This is a genomic window from Sphingobacterium thalpophilum (assembly GCF_038396785.1).
GTDB classification, from domain to species: Bacteria; Bacteroidota; Bacteroidia; order Sphingobacteriales; family Sphingobacteriaceae; genus Sphingobacterium; species Sphingobacterium thalpophilum_A.
The window spans coordinates 4,233,834-4,251,980 of record NZ_CP151087.1 but is presented as its reverse complement, the minus strand read 5'-3'; the positions used below and the strand labels follow the sequence as shown (position 1 = coordinate 4,251,980).

14 protein-coding genes and 1 tRNA gene are annotated in these 18,147 nt (G+C 40.7%); 8 read left to right on the top strand and 7 right to left on the bottom strand.

Annotated elements, in window-relative coordinates:
* Positions 1 to 45 precede the first annotated feature (45 nt).
* Genes AACH28_RS18715 through mnhG form a run of 7 tightly spaced genes read left to right on the top strand, consistent with a single transcriptional unit; the run spans position 46 to position 5,788 of the window.
* Entirely contained in the window at positions 46 to 2,355 is a 2,310-nt protein-coding gene (locus tag AACH28_RS18715) for a putative monovalent cation/H+ antiporter subunit A (protein ID WP_341831214.1), read from the top strand.
* Between the two features lie 56 nt (positions 2,356 to 2,411).
* The gene (locus AACH28_RS18710; RefSeq protein WP_046671608.1) at positions 2,412 to 2,834 is read left to right on the top strand and encodes a Na+/H+ antiporter subunit B; all 423 of its coding nucleotides are present in this window, start codon (positions 2,412 to 2,414) and stop codon (positions 2,832 to 2,834) included.
* On the top strand, positions 2,834 to 3,190 hold the full coding sequence (locus AACH28_RS18705; protein ID WP_046671609.1) for a Na+/H+ antiporter subunit C: 357 nt from the start codon (positions 2,834 to 2,836) through the stop codon (positions 3,188 to 3,190). The genes AACH28_RS18710 and AACH28_RS18705 overlap by 1 nt, the downstream gene beginning before the upstream one ends.
* Positions 3,187 to 4,695, top strand: coding sequence for a proton-conducting transporter membrane subunit (locus AACH28_RS18700; RefSeq protein ID WP_075994295.1), 1,509 nt, complete (start codon positions 3,187 to 3,189; stop codon positions 4,693 to 4,695). Before AACH28_RS18705 ends, AACH28_RS18700 begins: the two co-directional genes overlap by 4 nt.
* Position 4,696: 1 nt before the next feature.
* Positions 4,697 to 5,173 (top strand): Na+/H+ antiporter subunit E, encoded by a 477-nt coding sequence (locus AACH28_RS18695; RefSeq protein ID WP_046671611.1) that lies wholly within the window; start codon positions 4,697 to 4,699, stop codon positions 5,171 to 5,173.
* Positions 5,170 to 5,445 (top strand): monovalent cation/H+ antiporter complex subunit F, encoded by a 276-nt coding sequence (locus AACH28_RS18690; RefSeq protein WP_046671612.1) that lies wholly within the window; start codon positions 5,170 to 5,172, stop codon positions 5,443 to 5,445. Before AACH28_RS18695 ends, AACH28_RS18690 begins: the two co-directional genes overlap by 4 nt.
* Positions 5,438 to 5,788: a monovalent cation/H(+) antiporter subunit G gene (gene mnhG / locus AACH28_RS18685; RefSeq protein ID WP_046671613.1), complete on the top strand. Its 351-nt coding sequence runs from the start codon at positions 5,438 to 5,440 to the stop codon at positions 5,786 to 5,788. Before AACH28_RS18690 ends, mnhG begins: the two co-directional genes overlap by 8 nt.
* Before the next feature lie 61 nt (positions 5,789 to 5,849).
* Here mnhG and AACH28_RS18680 read toward each other — a convergent pair whose 3' ends face one another.
* Positions 5,850 to 6,941 carry a lactonase family protein gene (locus AACH28_RS18680; RefSeq protein WP_075994296.1) on the bottom strand — a complete coding sequence of 364 codons (1,092 nt, stop codon included), beginning with the start codon at positions 6,939 to 6,941 and terminating at the stop codon, positions 5,850 to 5,852.
* Between the two features lie 482 nt (positions 6,942 to 7,423).
* On the opposite strand from AACH28_RS18680, the gene AACH28_RS18675 reads away from it, so the two are divergent.
* Positions 7,424 to 8,773 carry a peptidylprolyl isomerase gene (locus tag AACH28_RS18675; protein ID WP_075994297.1) on the top strand — a complete coding sequence of 450 codons (1,350 nt, stop codon included), beginning with the start codon at positions 7,424 to 7,426 and terminating at the stop codon, positions 8,771 to 8,773.
* Positions 8,774 to 8,850: 77 nt separating this feature from the next.
* On the opposite strand, the gene AACH28_RS18670 is transcribed toward AACH28_RS18675, so the two are convergent.
* From AACH28_RS18670 to AACH28_RS18645, 6 genes are all read right to left on the bottom strand, one after another.
* Entirely contained in the window at positions 8,851 to 9,735 is an 885-nt protein-coding gene (locus AACH28_RS18670; protein WP_341831213.1) for a DUF4440 domain-containing protein, read from the bottom strand.
* Positions 9,736 to 9,855: 120 nt separating this feature from the next.
* Complete coding sequence (gene cysS, locus AACH28_RS18665; RefSeq protein WP_075994298.1) at positions 9,856 to 11,322, bottom strand: cysteine--tRNA ligase; 1,467 nt, start codon at positions 11,320 to 11,322, stop codon at positions 9,856 to 9,858.
* A gap of 21 nt (positions 11,323 to 11,343) precedes the next feature.
* The gene (gene der / locus AACH28_RS18660) at positions 11,344 to 12,645 is read right to left on the bottom strand and encodes a ribosome biogenesis GTPase Der (protein ID WP_070569188.1); all 1,302 of its coding nucleotides are present in this window, start codon (positions 12,643 to 12,645) and stop codon (positions 11,344 to 11,346) included.
* Between the two features lie 169 nt (positions 12,646 to 12,814).
* Positions 12,815 to 14,560, bottom strand: a complete 1,746-nt coding sequence (locus AACH28_RS18655; protein ID WP_341831212.1) for a RagB/SusD family nutrient uptake outer membrane protein — start codon at positions 14,558 to 14,560, stop codon at positions 12,815 to 12,817.
* A gap of 23 nt (positions 14,561 to 14,583) precedes the next feature.
* Positions 14,584 to 17,673, bottom strand: coding sequence for a TonB-dependent receptor (locus AACH28_RS18650; RefSeq protein WP_341831211.1), 3,090 nt, complete (start codon positions 17,671 to 17,673; stop codon positions 14,584 to 14,586).
* A 350-nt stretch (positions 17,674 to 18,023) separates the two neighbouring features.
* A tRNA-Met gene (locus tag AACH28_RS18645) sits at positions 18,024 to 18,096 on the bottom strand.
* Positions 18,097 to 18,147: the final 51 nt, after the last annotated feature.

Sequence of the window (18,147 nt, the reverse complement as noted above, 5' to 3'; positions counted from 1 at the left end):
GGCAACAATGAAATGTAGAAGGTTAAAAATTAAAACAAAGACTACATGCTATTTACTGTTCTGTCAGGACTAATAACATCGAGCCTTATTGTTCCATTTGGTCGATTCCTAAAAACCAAATGGGGTTTTATTCTCGCATTCTTACCGGTACTTCTATTTCTATACTTTGCTCAATATATCGTACCTATTGGTCAAGGCTTCTATTTCGTACAATCCACATCGTGGGTGCCCTCCTTAGGCATCAATCTGGATTTTAAATTAGATGGACTGTCGCTACTTTTCGCCTTATTGATTACTGGGATCGGATCCTGTATATTCTTTTATGCGAATGCCTATCTCAAAGGTCATCGGTATATCGATCGATTCTTTGGCTACCTCTGCCTTTTTATGTCGGCTATGCTGGGGCTTGTCCTGTCGGACAACATGTTACTATTGTTTATCTTTTGGGAACTGACCTCGATCAGCTCATTTTTTCTCATTGGATTTAACAATGACAAAAATGATTCACGCAAAAGCGCGCTGACCGCACTATCCATTACCGGGTTGGGTGGTTTTTTTCTACTGGCAGGTTTTATTTTGCTGGGTAATATTGCCGGCACTTACCATATTACAGCACTCATCGGCAAAGTATCAATCATTCAGCAACATCCACTCTTTCCCCTGGTCTTTGGCCTCGTAGCACTTGGAGCGATTACGAAATCAGCACAATTCCCTTTCCATTTTTGGTTACCCGGTGCCATGAAGGCGCCAACACCTGTGTCGGCCTACTTACATTCGGCAACCATGGTAAAGGCAGGAATCTACCTTTTGGCCCGTTTTTCACCGATACTTGGAGGCAACCCGATCTGGATGTATTCCCTCATGGCCATTGGTGGCCTCACGATGCTTTATGCCGCATTCCATTCGCTTTTCAGAACAGACCTCAAGGGAGTACTCGCTTATTCAACCATATCCGCCCTCGGTATTTTGGTTTTCTTATTAGGACTCGGTACCAAGGATGCCATTATCGCTGCAAGTGTCTTTATACTCGTACATGCTTTATATAAAGCCGCATTATTCTTGATTACGGGGATTATAGACCATGAAACGGGAACGCGAGATCTTACAGTCTTGCGGGGGCTACGCAAGGTATTAATGCCTGTCGCTATCGCAGGTCTCCTAGCGGCACTTTCCAGTGCAGGTATTCCACTTACATTTGGATTTATTGGAAAGGATCTGATTTACGAGGCAACACTACATGCCACACCCGATTTATTTCTCTATTTGACCGTCGCTGCAGTAGTAACAAATATACTCTTGGTTTCTGCTGGATTTATGGCCGGTATCAAACCTTTTATGGGTAAGCTACCCGAGCAATTTAATACAATCCACCTACCCTATAAAGCCATGTGGATCCCACCTCTACTTTTAGCTATATTAGGAGTTGTCTTTGGGTGCATCCCAGGACTTGTCGGCGAATGGATTGCCGGACCTACCGCAACAAGTATACTCGCAAAACCCGAAACATTTCAGCTGAAAATCTGGCATGGCTTTAATTTAATCCTGCTATTAAGTGCTATTACAATTACCGCTGGTACGTTGCTTTATTTCACAAACAGGCCCAGCGAGAAAAAATTGGCTTGGATTGCAAATTTCAATAAGATTTCTCCTGAATATATCATTCAATTATGTGCGCAGGAAATTGTTTTGTTCTCTACTTTCTTCACCAACAAAATGCACAACGGCTATTTGCGTTCGTATCTGTTGAAAATTATCTTATTTGCCGAATTATTGATCGCCTACCAGTTATACCTGGGGGGACCACTCCATATCAAATGGGAAACCCTATCGCCAGTGAGTTTCTACGAAGTCACCACAGTTTGCATTTTGATCGGTGCCATTGTGCTTACCATCCGCACCTCATCCCGTTTAACAGCCGTAGTAGCCACCAGTGTTGTAGGTTATGCCATATGTCTTATTTTCGTATTTTACAGCGCCCCAGATCTAGCGATGACGCAATTCACCATCGATACACTCACGGTGGTACTCTTCGTATTGGTACTCTTTAAGCTCCCCTCTTTTCTGAATTTAGCCAATCGACGCACCATCATTCGCGACGCCGTGGTCGCTATCGTTTTTGGCATTCTGCTATCCATGGTTGCACTGCGTGTACTCCATGAACCAACAACAACTAATATCAGTGATTTCTATGGCGATTATGCTTATGTACTTGCTAAAGGAAAAAATGTCGTCAATGTATTGCTTGTCGATTTCAGAGGTTTTGACACCATGTTTGAAATTGTAGTATTGAGTATTGCTGCATTAGGGGTATATAGCTTATTAAAATTACGTTTAAAATCCTCTGATAAAGAATAATGATAGATAAAGGTTATGCACAAATGAGCTAATAACTCCTTGCTAAATAGTAACAAATGAATAGTACAATATTACAGACCGCTACGCGGTATTTATTACCGATACTTTTACTTTTCTCGGTATTCCTTCTACTCAGGGGGCATTATTACCCTGGCGGAGGTTTCGTTGGCGGCTTGGTTGCTTCGATTGCCTTTGTGCTGCATAGTTTTGCCTTTGGCCCTCAAAATACCATGAAACTGATTCAGTACAAACCCTTGTCACTTATTCCCATAGGATTGGGGATTTCGGCCATAAGCATGTTCTTACCTGCATTTTTTGGCTACCCTGTCATGACTGGGCTTTGGCTGGAAGAGAAAATTCCCGTTATCGGGATGATAGGAACCGCCTTATTTTTTGACCTTGGTGTATACTTTGTTGTCATCGGTGTCGTCCTGACAATTTTATTTACAATTGCTTTAACTACTGAAGAAGAAGAATAATGGAACTGATACTCGTGTTATTGATCGGCATCCTTTATGCTGCCGGAATATACCTCATCTTGCGTCGAAGCATGGTGAAATTGTTGCTGGGGATTATGTTACTGGGCAATGGTACCAATATATTGATCTTCTTATTGGGAAACATTATTAAAGGTAAACCACCCATCATTGGACCCGATCTGAAGGTATTCACCGATATTTATGCGGACCCGATTCCGCAAGCACTTATTTTAACGGCCATCGTGATCAGCTTTGGCCTAACCTCCTTTGCCATCGTTTTACTCAAGCGTGTATATGCATTGCTGGGGACAGATGATCTGGATGATTTGAACACGCCTGAGGAAGAAGATATATGATAGACAACCACATTATTGCCACGATCATCGTGCATTTATTTATTGCTATTGTCCAACTGATGTTGTGGCGCAAATCCACTGCACAACGTTTTCTGAGTGTTGGCGGAAGCTTGCTCGCACTCATTCTTGCCTTTAAACTATTCTTCAAGGTTTATGATGATGGTATTCTGACCATGAATGCAGCCAATTGGAAAGCTCCTTTTGGGATCGTTTTTGTTGCCGATCTATTCAGCAGTACCCTTGTTCTCCTGACTTCTATCGCAGGTCTGGCGGTCTCTATCTTTTCCTGTGTCGGTGTGGGGCGCCAGCGCATACTCTATGGTTATTTCCCGATCTTTCACTTTTTGATGATGGGGCTCAATGGGGCTTTTCTAACCGGTGACATCTTCAATCTGTATGTATGGTTTGAAGTTATTATTATTTCCTCTTTTGTGCTGATGACTTTGGGGGGCAGAAAATCCCAATTGGAAGGTGCCGTAAAATATATGGCCATGAATATCCTGGCTTCCACATTTTTCTTAACAGGAATAGGTATACTTTATGGCATTTCAGGCTCGTTAAACATGGCCGACCTGGCCCTGCGTATTCCTAAAATACAAAATCAGGCTTTAGTAGAAATTACAGCAACATTTTTCCTGATCGGTTTTGGCATTAAATCCGCTGTATTTCCACTCTATTTCTGGTTACCGTCCTCTTACCATACGCCACCTTCGGCCGTAGCAGCGACATTTGGAGGCTTATTGACCAAGGTTGGGATTTACGCCTTGTTCCGGGTATTTTCCTTACTATTTATTCCCAATCATTTTACCAAGGAACTCCTTATCGTACTGGCCATATTGACAATTCTGACGGGCGCTTTTGGTGCATTGATCAAAACCAATATCCGGAGGTTGTTTTCCTATTTGATCGTTTGTCATATTGGTTTTATGATTGGCGGACTGGGCTTATATAGCAAATGGGCTTTATTGGGGGCAGTATTCTATCTGATCCATGATATCATGGTCAAAACGAATTTATTCCTCATAGCCGGTGTTATACGGCAACTCCGCGGCACCATGGATATGACTAAACTGGGCGGACTTTATGCCCAATACCCAAAGATTTCATTACTTTTTGCCATTGTTCTTTTTTCACTGGTGGGCATCCCGCCTCTCTCGGGATTCTGGCCTAAAATCTATCTATTCAAAGATGCCTTCCACTTAGAGAAGTATGCTTTCGCGGGAGCCCTGATTATTGGCAGCTTTATCACCTTGTTTGTCATCGCCAAAATGTGGGCGCAGGTATTCTGGAAAGATGCACCTGATCCGGAAATCATTGAGGACAAATTTGCGGGTATGATCGGCTATAAAAGAACAATGCTCATACTGCCTGTTGTTATTTTGGCATCTGCATCCCTGTATATCGGACTCAACGCCGAAGCGATTATCCATGTCGCGGATCAGATCGCTACACAATTATTGGACACATCACCTTACATAAACGCTGTATTAGGAGGGCAGAAATGATATGATCAAACAGTTTTTAATGAACCTCATGCTATCCTTTATCTGGGTCGCATTGACGGGATCGATGTATTACACCAACTTCCTTTTCGGCTTTATGTTGGGATTTGGTATCCTCTGGCTTATGAACAGGAATGAGGTGGACCAACGCTACTTTTATCGGGTCCCCAAAACATTGAGTTTTATTCTTTTTTTCCTGTGGGAAATGATTGTTGCCAATGTGCAGGTTGCCTACGACGTGATAACCCCCAAGTTTTTTATCAAACCTGCGATTGTCAAGTATCCCATGGATGCAAAAACCGATTTGGAAATTAACCTGCTTTCAACCTTTATCTCGTTGACACCCGGCACACTCATCCTCGACGTAAGTGAAGATAAAAAAACGCTCTTTATTCACGTCATGTACATGAAAAGCAAGGAACAGTTTGTTTCTACCCTTAAAAATAATGTTGAACGAAGACTTTTAGAACTCTTAAGATGACTTTAAATAGCTATTTTGATTATGTGATCCTTCCGATCTTGACTATCTCAGTCATACTGGCTTTTATTCGTCTGTATAAAGGACCCCAGATATTTGATCGTGTTATTGCCCTAGATCTCATTATCACCATCGGAATTGGCATTATTACCGTTTATAGTATACGAACTTCGCAGGAAGTGTTTTTAGACATTGCCATGATCTTGGCGCTTATCGCATTTCTTGGTACGATCGCATTTTCATTTTATTTAGAAAAACAAAGCAAAGATGATTGATATTACTTTAGCCATTCTCAGTACCATCGGGGCCTTGGCCATACTATTTGCGTCTATTGGCATCTTGCGGATGCCCGATTTTTATTTGCGTCTTTCGGTTACGGTAAAGGCGGCAACGCTGGGTGTGGGACTTTTACTTATCTGTGCGGCAATGACATTCCCGGATGTATCCGTAACGACCAAGGCTATAGCTATTGGATTTTTTCTGATCCTAACGGCTCCGGTTGCAGCACACATGATTGGCAGGGCTGCCTATATACAGCGGGTAAAAACATGGAAGGGAACCACCTTAAATGACCTTGAAAAGGAAGGTAAATTAGATTGTAGAAAAGAAGATTTTTAAGAAAAAACGCATACGGTTTTTCCTAAAAATCTTCTTTTCTTATTCGAACTTCTTTTCTGGATTAGAAGATAATGCAAACTGGTGCTGGTACAGCAATTTCTTTTCCAGTATCTGTCAACAAACCCGTTTTAGCATCCCGGCTAAACAAAACAATGTTGTTGGTATATTGATTGGCGACCAAAAGATATTTCCCATCCGGAGAAAGGTTGAAATTACGCGGACCTTTACCTTTTACTGAAAGATTCGCTATTTTCTTCAATTCTCCATCCTTTTCTACCGAAAAAGTAGCTATCGTATTGGCATCGCCACGGTTGGTCGCATACAGGAATTTTCCATCAGCAGAGATCTTCATATCAGCACCGCCGTTACTTCCTTTAAAGCCTTCGGGGTTAATATCAAAAGTACTTTGATACATCCATGCATCGCCATCTTTCTTATACGATGCAATTTGACCGGTCATTTCCAATACGACATACAGGAATTTCTCTTTCTTATCAAACACGATATGACGTGGTCCCCCCCCTGCCGGTGTAAAGATATCTTCTGATTCATCTGCAAGACTATAGGCATTTCCCGTTTTATTCACCGGATAAATAGAAATCTCATCCAAACCAAGATCCTGGACGTACAACTTATCCCCTTTATTGGAGAAAAAAGTAGAATGTACGTGTGGCTTTTCTTGGCGTACGGGATCCACCCCCTTGCCCTCATGTTGTATTAAGCGTGCTCTTTTGCTCAAAACACCATTACTTTCTAAATCAAACAGCGCTGCAGAGCCGCCTGTATAATTTGCTACAGCGAGCAAGCTACCCTTAGGATGTACTTCAACAAAACAAGGCGACTCCCCTCCGGAAGGAAGTGAGTTTAGAAAAGTTAAATGGCCGTCCTTAAAAGAATAGGCAGAAACAGTCCCCTCTTGATTTGGAACCTCATTAACGGCATAAATAAAGTTATTATTTCGCGCTAAAAAGGATGGATCTTTACTTTCTTGCGTGCTCGACAAGGTTGTTTCACCAGTTTTAACATCAAAATTATAAATATAGATGCCCTTGCTCGCGGTTTTGCTCGTATATGTGCCCACAAACATGGGAATCTGTTGCGCAAAACTAGCAAGAGGTAAAATTGTCATCAAATAAATAAATGCTTTTTTCATTGAAATTATTTTATAGATGTAGCTACTCATTTGTTGAATGAGACCGTTACATCAAGTTTGTTGCTAAATTATACGGAACCCCAATTAAATCCCCCCATTCATTCCTCCGTGTGAGGATCTAAAACCCCTCCATTTTACAGGTGTAAAGATCGTCAATAGACTTGTTAAATTTGGTTAAAACCGTCCTTTCTAATAGGCAAATGCGTATTTTAGCACATCAATTTTAACAATTCTAAAATCACCCATTTAAAATATTGGGAATACAAAAATATTGTTAAATAAAAGTACGAATAATTCATATAATCTGATAATTTTGTGCTGTTGTTCAAAAAAGTATATATTGAACACAATTACTACACATACCGCCGAAGGTAGCGTGAATGCTTGTGACAAAAAAATAAATGATGAACAAATAACCGAGTGAAACGAGTTCATTTATACAAATGAAGATCACTCATAAATATCATAAATAATTTATACGGATGAAAAAAAACATTTATATATTGTTTTTATTGCTGTTTGCATCAATTCAGGCCAGTCTTGCGCAACGTCAAGTTATTGATCGCGTTGTAGCAACGGTTGGATCGGGCATTATCTTACAGTCCGACGTGGATATGCAATATTCTCAATGGTTAGCGCAAGGGAATAAACCTAATGAAAATTTTAAATGCGGCGTACTTGAGCAGTTAATCATTCAGAAACTGCTTTCCCAACAGGCAGTAATTGACTCTATAGATGTAACGGAAACCGAAGTTGACGATAACCTTAACTCCCGCCTACGTCATATGTCACAACAGGCAGGAGGGCAAGAACGTCTTGAAAAATTCCTCAACCGCTCTTTATTGCAATACAAAGAAGAAATGCGTTCAAGTGTTTTTGAGCAATTGAAAGCTAACAAAATGCAGCAAAACATTGTTCAAAAAGTAGACGTAACACCATTGGAAGTAAAGCGTTATTTTGAAGGCTTGAATAAAGACAGTCTGCCTTACTTCAATACCGAGGTAGAAATCGGTGAGATTGTGATGATGCCCAAATTGACAGATGCAGAAAAAAAAGAGCAGCGAGATAAGATTGAAGGTATCCGCAAGCAGATTGTAGATGGCTCGGACTTTGGTACAATGGCTCGTATATACTCGCAAGATCCCGGATCTGCCCCTTATGGTGGTGATTTAGGTTTCGGCACACGTGACAACTACGTAAAGGAATTCTCCGCGATGGCTTTTAAATTAAAACCGGGAGAAATTTCTCCAATTGTAGAATCCAAATTTGGCTTTCATATTATTCAGGTACTCGAACGACGGGGCGAAGAGGTGCATACACGCCATATCCTGATGAAGATCAATCCTGGTACTGCTGCGTTGGAAAGAACCAAAAATAAATTGGACAGTATCTATAAACTGGTTGTTGACAAAAAAATGGATTTCTATCACGCTGCTACAAATTATTCGGACGCAGAAGAAAGCAAATTCAATGGGGGTATGATCCTAAATCAAGAAGGCTCAAGCCGCACAACCGTAATTCCTATGGATGGCTTGGAAAAATCAGTATTTACAGCAATCGATCCCCTAAAACCAGGAGAATACTCCAAACCAGAGCAATTTACAGACAAAATGGGCGATGTTGGCTACCGTTTCAATTACTTGAAAACACGTATTCCGCCGCACAAAGCAAATTTGGACGAGGATTTCACCAAAATCAAAGAGGCTGCCAGACAAGATAAAATCAATCGCAATCTAAGTAAATGGTTCGATGATAAATCGAAAACAACATTTATCAATATCAGTGACGAGTTTGGTTCATGCGATGAATTGAAAAAATGGAAAAAACAATAAGTGTACAACACTTATCCTATAAAAAAGGGCTTGAATAGTATATATTCAAGCCCTTTTTTTATTTGGCAATCGTCATGCTATTTCTCAAACATCATCTCGATCAGAATATTCCAGTTCGCTTTCTTCACATCATCCTTCGCCAATTCGCTCAGTTGCCAGATACGAATATAATTATACTTCACCACCTTATCCTTTTGTCGTACCGTTGCAGTTCCTTTTGTATAGGCAAAATCGCCACTATACGAACGTTTTACTTCTTCCGGGACTGTTTCTATCGTCATCCGTTGTTTTTTGAGGTAAGCCATCATTGTGGCCTTTCCCTCCATCGGACTGGTCCAAGGGAACAAAAAGCGGACATCCTCGCTTAAAAACTCCTTATATGCGGTTGGGTTATCGGCCTTCAGAACTGTTGACATCAATTTGTCTGTTTCCAGGACAATATCTTCACGCTGATTTAATCGCACTTTAGAGCGATGCTTCAGATACCACGAATCGGTAGGTTCGATATATTCAAGATCAAATTCCCCATCCTTCCCGTTGTTTTCAACTTCGGCCCGAATATCGACCAGCCACTTACCCTTTTTGTTGCGTTTCCAGACAGTCAAGTATTCTCCATGACGCAATCTTGCACCTACTTTCTGAAAGTCCATCGACCCCGAAGTCACACCAAACTCCTGACTTTTAGCAATCAACGCAAACGTAGGTTGCCAATTTAAAACATCGGGAATATTTGGTCTATTATTAAGATAGTTATAAGCATTTACTGCCGATGGGACGTAAAACGTAGATTCCTTATCAATGATCGAAAGAAACGCTTGATGCGGCGTAGTGGCTTTAGCCAGCGCAGCAGCATCCTTATCGGCCTGCAATAGGCTTCCTACTTTCTCGGGTATCTGCGCATATAGTGTTGTACCAGCAACACTCATCAATGCAACGACGGATAGCCTATTCCAAAAATTCATATGCAAATTGATCTTTCTTTTAAAGGTTACATGGAATATCCATTGGTTTCCACAACAATGTGTATTCCCAATAGGAATATTCCATTTTATTCCTCTTTTATAAATTCGATTTCTTATCTATCAAATCTTATTCCAAAGTGTTCCTTCTTTGCTATCTTTCAATTGAATTCCAATAGAATTAAGCTCATCACGAATACGGTCAGAGGTGACGAAGTCTTTATTTGCTTTGGCTTCATTACGTAGTTTAATGACCAGATTCATGACGTCATCGATATCATCGGATGCTGAAGTCTGATCGTTTCTAAGCCCTAGGATATCCTCAACAAATTCTTTCATGAATACTTGAAGACCTTCCAATCCCTCAGCTGTTACTTTCGCTTTACCATCATAAATCGAGTTGATGATACGTACTATTTCAAACAATTCGGCAATGAGTACAGGACTATTAAAATCGTCATCCATAGCTGCGTAACACTTGCGGCGGATTTCAGCTAAATTGAATGAATCAGCACCTTTCGACACCTTCAATTTGTCTAAAAGACTGATCGCAGTCATAAGTCTTTTATACCCTTTGTCGGCCGCATCCAAAGCCTCATTGGAGAAATCCAGCGTACTTCTATAATGTGCCTGCAACATAAAGAATCGTACGGCCATCGGCGAATAACCTCTATTCAATAAGGGATGATTTCCAGTAAATAGTTCGCCCGGTAAAAATCCATTTCCGGCAGATTTGGACATACGCGCACCATTTACAGTCAACATATTCGTGTGCATCCAATATTTGGCAGGGCTCGTATGGTTACATGCTTCTGATTGTGCAATTTCATTGGTATGATGTGTAGCTGCCAAATCCATTCCACCGCCATGAATATCAAACTGATCACCTAAGTACTTTCTGCTCATGGCCGAACATTCAATATGCCAACCTGGGAAGCCAACACTCCAAGGTGCAGGCCAACGCATAATCGTTTCAGGTTTTGCTTTGATCCATAAGGCAAAATCCAAACGTCCCTTTTTCTCATCCTGACCGCTCAATTCACGGGTATTATTGAGCATATCCTCCAATTTACGATTGGTCAATATCGTATAATCGTATGTTTCAACGTATTTTTCAACATCAAAATAGACTGTACCGTTGCGCTCATAGGCATAGCCATTCTCCATAATCTGTTCGATCATTTCAATCTGCTCGGAAATATGTCCTGTCGCAGTAGGCTCAATACTGGGCGGCAACGTATTGAAAAGACGCAATACGTCATGAAAACCTATCGTATACTTTTGAACAATTTCCATCGGTTCCAATTGTTCCAATTTTGCTTTTTTTGCAAATTTATCATCCCCTTCATCACGATCGCCTTCCAAGTGCCCCGCATCGGTAATATTGCGCACATAACGCACTTTATAACCAAGGTGACGCAGGTATCTAAAAATCAAATCAAAAGACACAAACGTCCGACAGTTCCCCAAATGCACATCACTGTACACTGTGGGCCCACATACATACATACCAACAAGATTGGGATGAATAGGTTCGAATTTTTCTTTTGTTCGCGAAAGCGTATTGTATAAATAGAGATTATGGTCCATGTTTAATCGCTGCTTGGAAATCTATTTTTGTCTGAAATATATTTGAATTGGCACACCTGTAAAGTCAAAGTTCTCACGCAATTTGTTTTCAATAAAACGTTTGTACGGATCTTTGATGTATTGTGGCAGATTACAGAAGAATGCAAACATCGGCGTCCGTCCAGGCAACTGTGTTGCATATTTAATTTTGATATATTTACCCTTTAAGGATGGCGGTGGATAATTCTCGATAATATCCAACATCACTTCATTCAATTTGGAAGTAGGGATCTTTTTGGTTTTGTTGGCATATACCTTGTCGGCAACTTCCAACACCTTAAGAACACGTTGTTTTTCAGTTACGGAAGTAAAGATAATAGGCACATCTGTAAATGGTGCTATTTTCTCTTTGATGCGATCTTCAAAAGCCTTCATTGTTTTGTTGTCCTTTTCGATCAAATCCCACTTATTGACAACAATTACGATACCTTTGCGGTTCTTCTCCGCCAAGTTGAAAATATTAACGTCCTGCGCTTCTAATCCATCCTGTGCGTCAAGCATTAAAATTGTCACATCAGAATCTTCCAATGCTTTGATGGTACGCATCACTGAATAAAACTCAATATCTTCATTTACTTTGGACTTACGACGAAGACCTGCTGTATCGATCAATAAAAAGTTATGTCCATATTGATTGTAATGTATACGGATTGAATCACGTGTTGTCCCGGCCATTGGCGTTACAATATTGCGATCTTTGCCGATCAAGGCATTTGTCAAGGAGGATTTACCCACATTCGGGCGCCCCACGATGGTATATTTCGGTAAAGATTCTTCTTCTTCCTCTTCCACTTCAAAATGAGAAACAACAGCATCCAACAATTCACCTGTACCGGATCCTGTAGCCGACGAGATATTAAAAACCTCACCTAAACCAAAAGCATAAAACTCTGCCGATTCATGGTGCAATTTAGCGTGATCGACTTTATTAGCCACGACATACACGGGCTTAGAACTTCTTCTCAGAATATCAGCGATTTCGTCATCCAAGTCGGTAATGCCAGTGGTGACATCCACCATGAATATAACGACCGAAGCTTCTTCAATAGCGATATAGACCTGATCACGAATAGCCTCTTCAAAGACATCATCCGAACCATGTACAAAACCACCTGTATCAATTACTGTAAATTTCTTTCCGATCCACTCGGCTGTTTCATAATGACGGTCGCGCGTCACCCCGCTAAAGTCATCAACAATCGCTTTTCTACTTTCTGTAAGACGATTGAATAAGGTAGATTTACCAACATTTGGACGACCAACAATTGCAACAATATTTGCCATATTTATTTTATTTGATCCATCCACTATCACAGCAGATGGCACTTTTATGCTAAAAATATACTTAAGGGAACAAAGATACGGATTCGAAAGGGATTATCGCGACACAAAAACAAAAATGGCTTTACCGTGAAGTAAAGCCATTTATAGGGTTTAAATTATCAATATTCGCCTAGTTAGACGTTGGATTCTGAGTCAATTTGCCCGGATATGAATTGATCGCATCCTGTGGAATAAAATAAGTCACTCTAAAATCTGTCGGTACAATATCCTCAAATTGTTTTTGTGGCCCAGGATAAGTTCTATTTAACGGCAAGCCATTACGAAACACATCATAACTGCGTTCAGCCTGGTAAGCCAATTCCAACTGACGTTCTTTGTCGATCAGTTTACTTGCATTGGTAGCATCAATTGAAGTATATCCCCCATTGACAATAGAACGATTTCTGATGGTATTTAAATCATTTAGCGCAGCACCATAATTACCTAATTTTGCATTAGCCTCTGCGCGATTTAAATAAATTTCACCCAAGCGGCTGATTACAGGTGAGTGCAATTGCGACTCCTCGCCTTCACGTGAGCATTTCACAATATAGAATTGTGGATAAGCACGGTTTAAGGAAATATAGTAATCAATCATACCCGAATAGGTATTACCGTCTTCATAGGTAATGGAATAAGTTTGCTGACCAGCATTAATTGTCGCTAAAGTATATTCTTTAACAACTTCTTGATCACCCACCTTTTTTACTTCTCGAGCAATTACTGTATTCCCATTAATAATGGCCGGAATTTGCACATAACTTAATGTTTTAGGGTCACCGACTTTTGCAGGTGAGTTCTGTTTGATAAATCGAAAAACAGTTGAGTAATTGCCTTTATCGTCTTTGGAATAAGTCGGCTCTATAAAAGCTGCGCGTGCGTCCACAATGCTATAATGATCTGGCCGCCAGTCATTACGACCAGTTTCATTCAAAAGATCAATATATTTGGCACTGGAATACATCTCACCCCAGCCCATACCACCAATATTGGAATACATACCACCGATACCATAATAATGATCATCGCCCGAGAACTCAGACGCAACACGTTTCACGGCAAAGATGGTCTCCTTGTTATCTTCAGGTCTAAAGGTATTGTATTTCATGAACTGCTCACGGGCCAACAAGACATATTTACCTGAATTAATCACCTTATTGGCATACTCTAAAGAAAGACGTGCATATTCCGCGTTCGGATTCTTATATGTCCCGCTCATGTATAGATAAATGCGAGAAAGCATTGCCTGCGCTGCACCCTTAGACGCATACGCTGCCCCTTTATCAAGTGTCATTAAAGCTTCTGCTTTTTTCAGGTCACTGATCGCTTGCGCGTATGTATCTTTGACAGACGAACGATCGGGCAAGTTTAAATCATTGAATACATCTTCAGGTGTACCGTTGACAATTGGAACACCCAAGTTTGTCTCTGGACTTTGATAATATGGCTTCCCAAATGCACGGCAAAGGTAAAAATACATCATTCCACGGATGTAATAACATTCACCCAGTTTATTATCCATTTCTGTACTCTGACCTTCCGCAAACATCTTGATTACGTTCGAAGACTGTGCAATAGCCTTATAGCCATAGTCCCAAAAATTTTGCAAACGGTAATTATTGGGTGTTCTCGCATAGGAGATAAATTCGTAGAACGCATCTGTCGACGACCCGCGGATCATCATATTATCACCAGCGTATTCACCAAGACGGTGCATCGGATCAGACCAAGCTTTTAACTGCGCATAGGTACCTGTTACCATTGCATCCGGATTATTAACGATATTTTCTTCATCCATTGAAGTATAAGGAAGACGATCTATATCACAAGAGGACACTGCTGTAGCTATTAAAAGTCCTATTAGTATTTTTTTCATGATTGATTTTCTAAACGTTAAAATTAAAATGTCACACTTGCGCCAAACATATATTTACGAACCATTGGGTACACCGAAACGCCCGTTGAACGGATCATTTGACCACCCCCACCTTTGCCATCCGGCTCAGTCAATGGAAGCTCCGGATCAACACCCGAGTAGTTTGTAATCGTAAACAAATTCTCCCCAGCTAAGAATACACGTAAATTTTTGATGTTATATTTCTTTAAATCAAAGTTGTACCCTAAGGTCAGCGATCTCATTTTCAAGAAATTGTTACTTTCTAAAAAGCGTGTTGAAGGTGAATTACCTTTATCTTGGTTGTCGTATCTTGCAATCGGGTGAGTGGCAACATCGCCAGGTTTTTCCCAACGGCTCCAACCATCCTGTAACTTCATCTGGTTACGATCCGTATAGGTTCCATCCGAATCAAATTCCTGACGCGAGTAATTATATAATTTACCCCCCAAGGAGAAACCGAACACGGCATTCAGGTCAAACTGCTTATAACTTAAAGCCGTACTGAAACCGCCGAAAAGATCCGGATTTCCTTTTCCTACATTACGGAAGGTTGCATTGGAATAGTTCGACGTCGTCGTCCTTGTTTCATTGCCATTGGCATCTGTCTCGTATCGATACCACATTGGCAAACCATTATCAACATTGACACCAGCCCATTCTTTTAAGTAATAGGTATCTACCGGATAACCAGGTTGAAGCAAACGTTGCGCCGATCCAGCTATCCCTGATCCGTCCCCTGCGATAATTGGTTTTGAAACAAGTTTACCATTGGCATCTTTTGTCTCAAATAGCTCGGTCAATTTATTCACATTGTGACTCAAATTAACATCCAAACTCCAATGTACATTGTCATTTCGAACGATATCGCCACCGATGGTCAATTCAATCCCCCGGTTTTGCATCTTACCAATATTTTTCCAGATAGAAGTGACACCGGTCAGACCGCTGATTGGCACTTGATAAAGTACATTATCGGTCTTCTTGTCATAATAATCAACATTGAATCGCAATCTATTCTTAAACAAGGCTGCATCAACCCCAAAACCAGTTGTGTAGGTTTTTTCCCAAGTCAGATCTTTATTACCAATTTGGCTAATTAATGCCCCTGGTATACCATTGTAACTTGATGATGCAGACACCGAGTAAAGACTATATTGCGGATATAATGAACTTGGTCTATTACCTACCGATCCATAAGCCGCTCTCAGTTTTAAATTATCTACCCAATCAGCCTTGAACCACTCTTCCTTATTGATATTCCAACCACCACTAACTGAAAAAAAGTTCCCATATTTTGCATTGGTACCAAAATTGGATGCTCCATCACGACGGAAAGATACCTGTGCCAGATATTTATTATCGTATGCATAGTTTGCATTCGACAAGAATGACTGTACTGCCCATTCGGAAATTCCGCCTTTCGTACGTTCTGGTTTTGCAACAACATCCAATACCTCGAAACCATTTACAATACCCGTTCCGTAAGCATCTAAAGTTTTTGTCCAGTAGTCGTTAAATTCGTATGCAGCCAATCCATTCAGGCTATGTTTATCCCAGGTCTTGTTGAAACGCAAGATTTGGTTGGTATAACGACGCGCAAACTCCATGCGGTAATCCGTCACACGCCCAATTACACTTTCACCACTGTTTGATCGCGGATCTTGATAACCACTGTCAGAATACGTATTGTAGCGATAATTGTTGACAGAAGAGAAGGTCAACCAATCCGTTAATTTGACATCGAAATCTAAGTTACCCATAAATTCATAATTGGTATTGGCACTATGATTCCATTGCAAGTCATACAAGTAATTCGTGCTTGCATTATTGACCCAGCCACTATAACGGTGTGGCACTAAATTTCCATTTGCATCGTATGGACTATCCCAAGGTAGGTTTCCATACATGGCATTGACATCATATTGACGATCATCTACCGCACGTCTCGAACCGGCAATAGATGGCTTGATGGTCAACCAGTCAAAAGGCTTATAGTTGGTACGTAATCTAAAGTTATAACGATCGTAATCATACCCTTTTACAGCACCGGCTTCGTTGTAGTACCCTAAAGACAAATAAGACTGTAATTTATCATCTCCTCCCTGAATGGATAAATTGTGGTTTTGGACAAATCCGGTCTTCGTTGCCAGCTTCCACCAATCAAAATTGCTATTGCGCAAGTCCGAATTCCAACGTGGGAATTTGATATCAGCGGGATTCGAAAATGAAGCAAAGTAGTCATAAAGTTCAGCCCCGTCCATCATTTCCATGTGTCCATTGGAAAGTTGGTTGATACCCATTTTTGTAGAAAAGCTAATGCTTGTTTTGGAAGCCGAAGGATTTTTTGTTGTAACGACAACAACACCATTTGCACCCTGAGAACCATAAATAGATGTTGAGGCAGCATCTTTTAGGATAGTCAATGATTCAATGTCATCTGGATTGATATCACCTGGGCTTGAGCCGACGATAACACCATCAATAACCCACAACGGACTCGTCGTACCGCTTAGGGTTGCCTGACCACGAATCACAACACCACCATTTGACCCCGGTTTACCAGCCCCTGGTGCAACATATACACCGGCAGCCTTACCATTCAGCATATTCTCAACCGATGGCGTAGTGACATCACGTAATTTGTTTCCCTTAACAGCCTGAAGGGCACCAGTTAAACTTTCTTTTTTCTGTTGTGTTCCATACCCAACGACAACAACTTCCTGAAGTGCTTCACTATTGGACTCCAGATTGATGTTAACAACCGGTCCTGTCACCGTCACTTCCTGTGTTTTATAACCAACACTTGTGACGACTAGTACATCTCCATTTTTAGCATCTATGGTAAACCGTCCATCTACTCCTGCCGATGTCGATTTAGCGCTCCCCTTAACACTAATGGTTGCACCAGCCAATGGGCCGTCTGTAGACTGCACTTTTCCATTCACTTTTTGTTGATAAACCGCGTCATTCAACAAAATATTGTTGTTTGGAAACGTAAGACCATTAGCATTAGCCGAGTTGTGTGTACTTGTAATGAGTAAAGCTAATGATAACAGACTCAACTTGTGATTGTCGAGAATCTTTGAAATCATAATATTTAATAGTTAGTTTAAAAATTGATTAGCGTGCTAATCAAAATTTAGGTACATGAATGCTAAAACTAAAAGATGATGACAGTATATCAAAATTTAGCAGCAACGAAATCGATTGCGCCAATTAAACAAACGATTGCATAAACACACATTTTACAGTACAATCCACTATCAAAAAATTAGAGCGATTAACTAACAGCAAAAGACAGTTTTTTAACAACCTCAGGACAGTCGACAATGAGAAATTTAGACGAGCAGGAAAAAGATAATCCTGAAAGACAGGTGGTATTATAGCGTGATTTAGGATACAAAAAAAAGCCAAGATATTCACCTCGGCTTTTTTCTTTTAGTAGCGGGGACCAGACTCGAACTAGTGACCTTCGGGTTATGAGCCCGACGAGCTACCAACTGCTCCACCCCGCAATGTATTTTAAATGTCTTGAAAAGAACCGATCATTGCAATCGGCTCTTTCT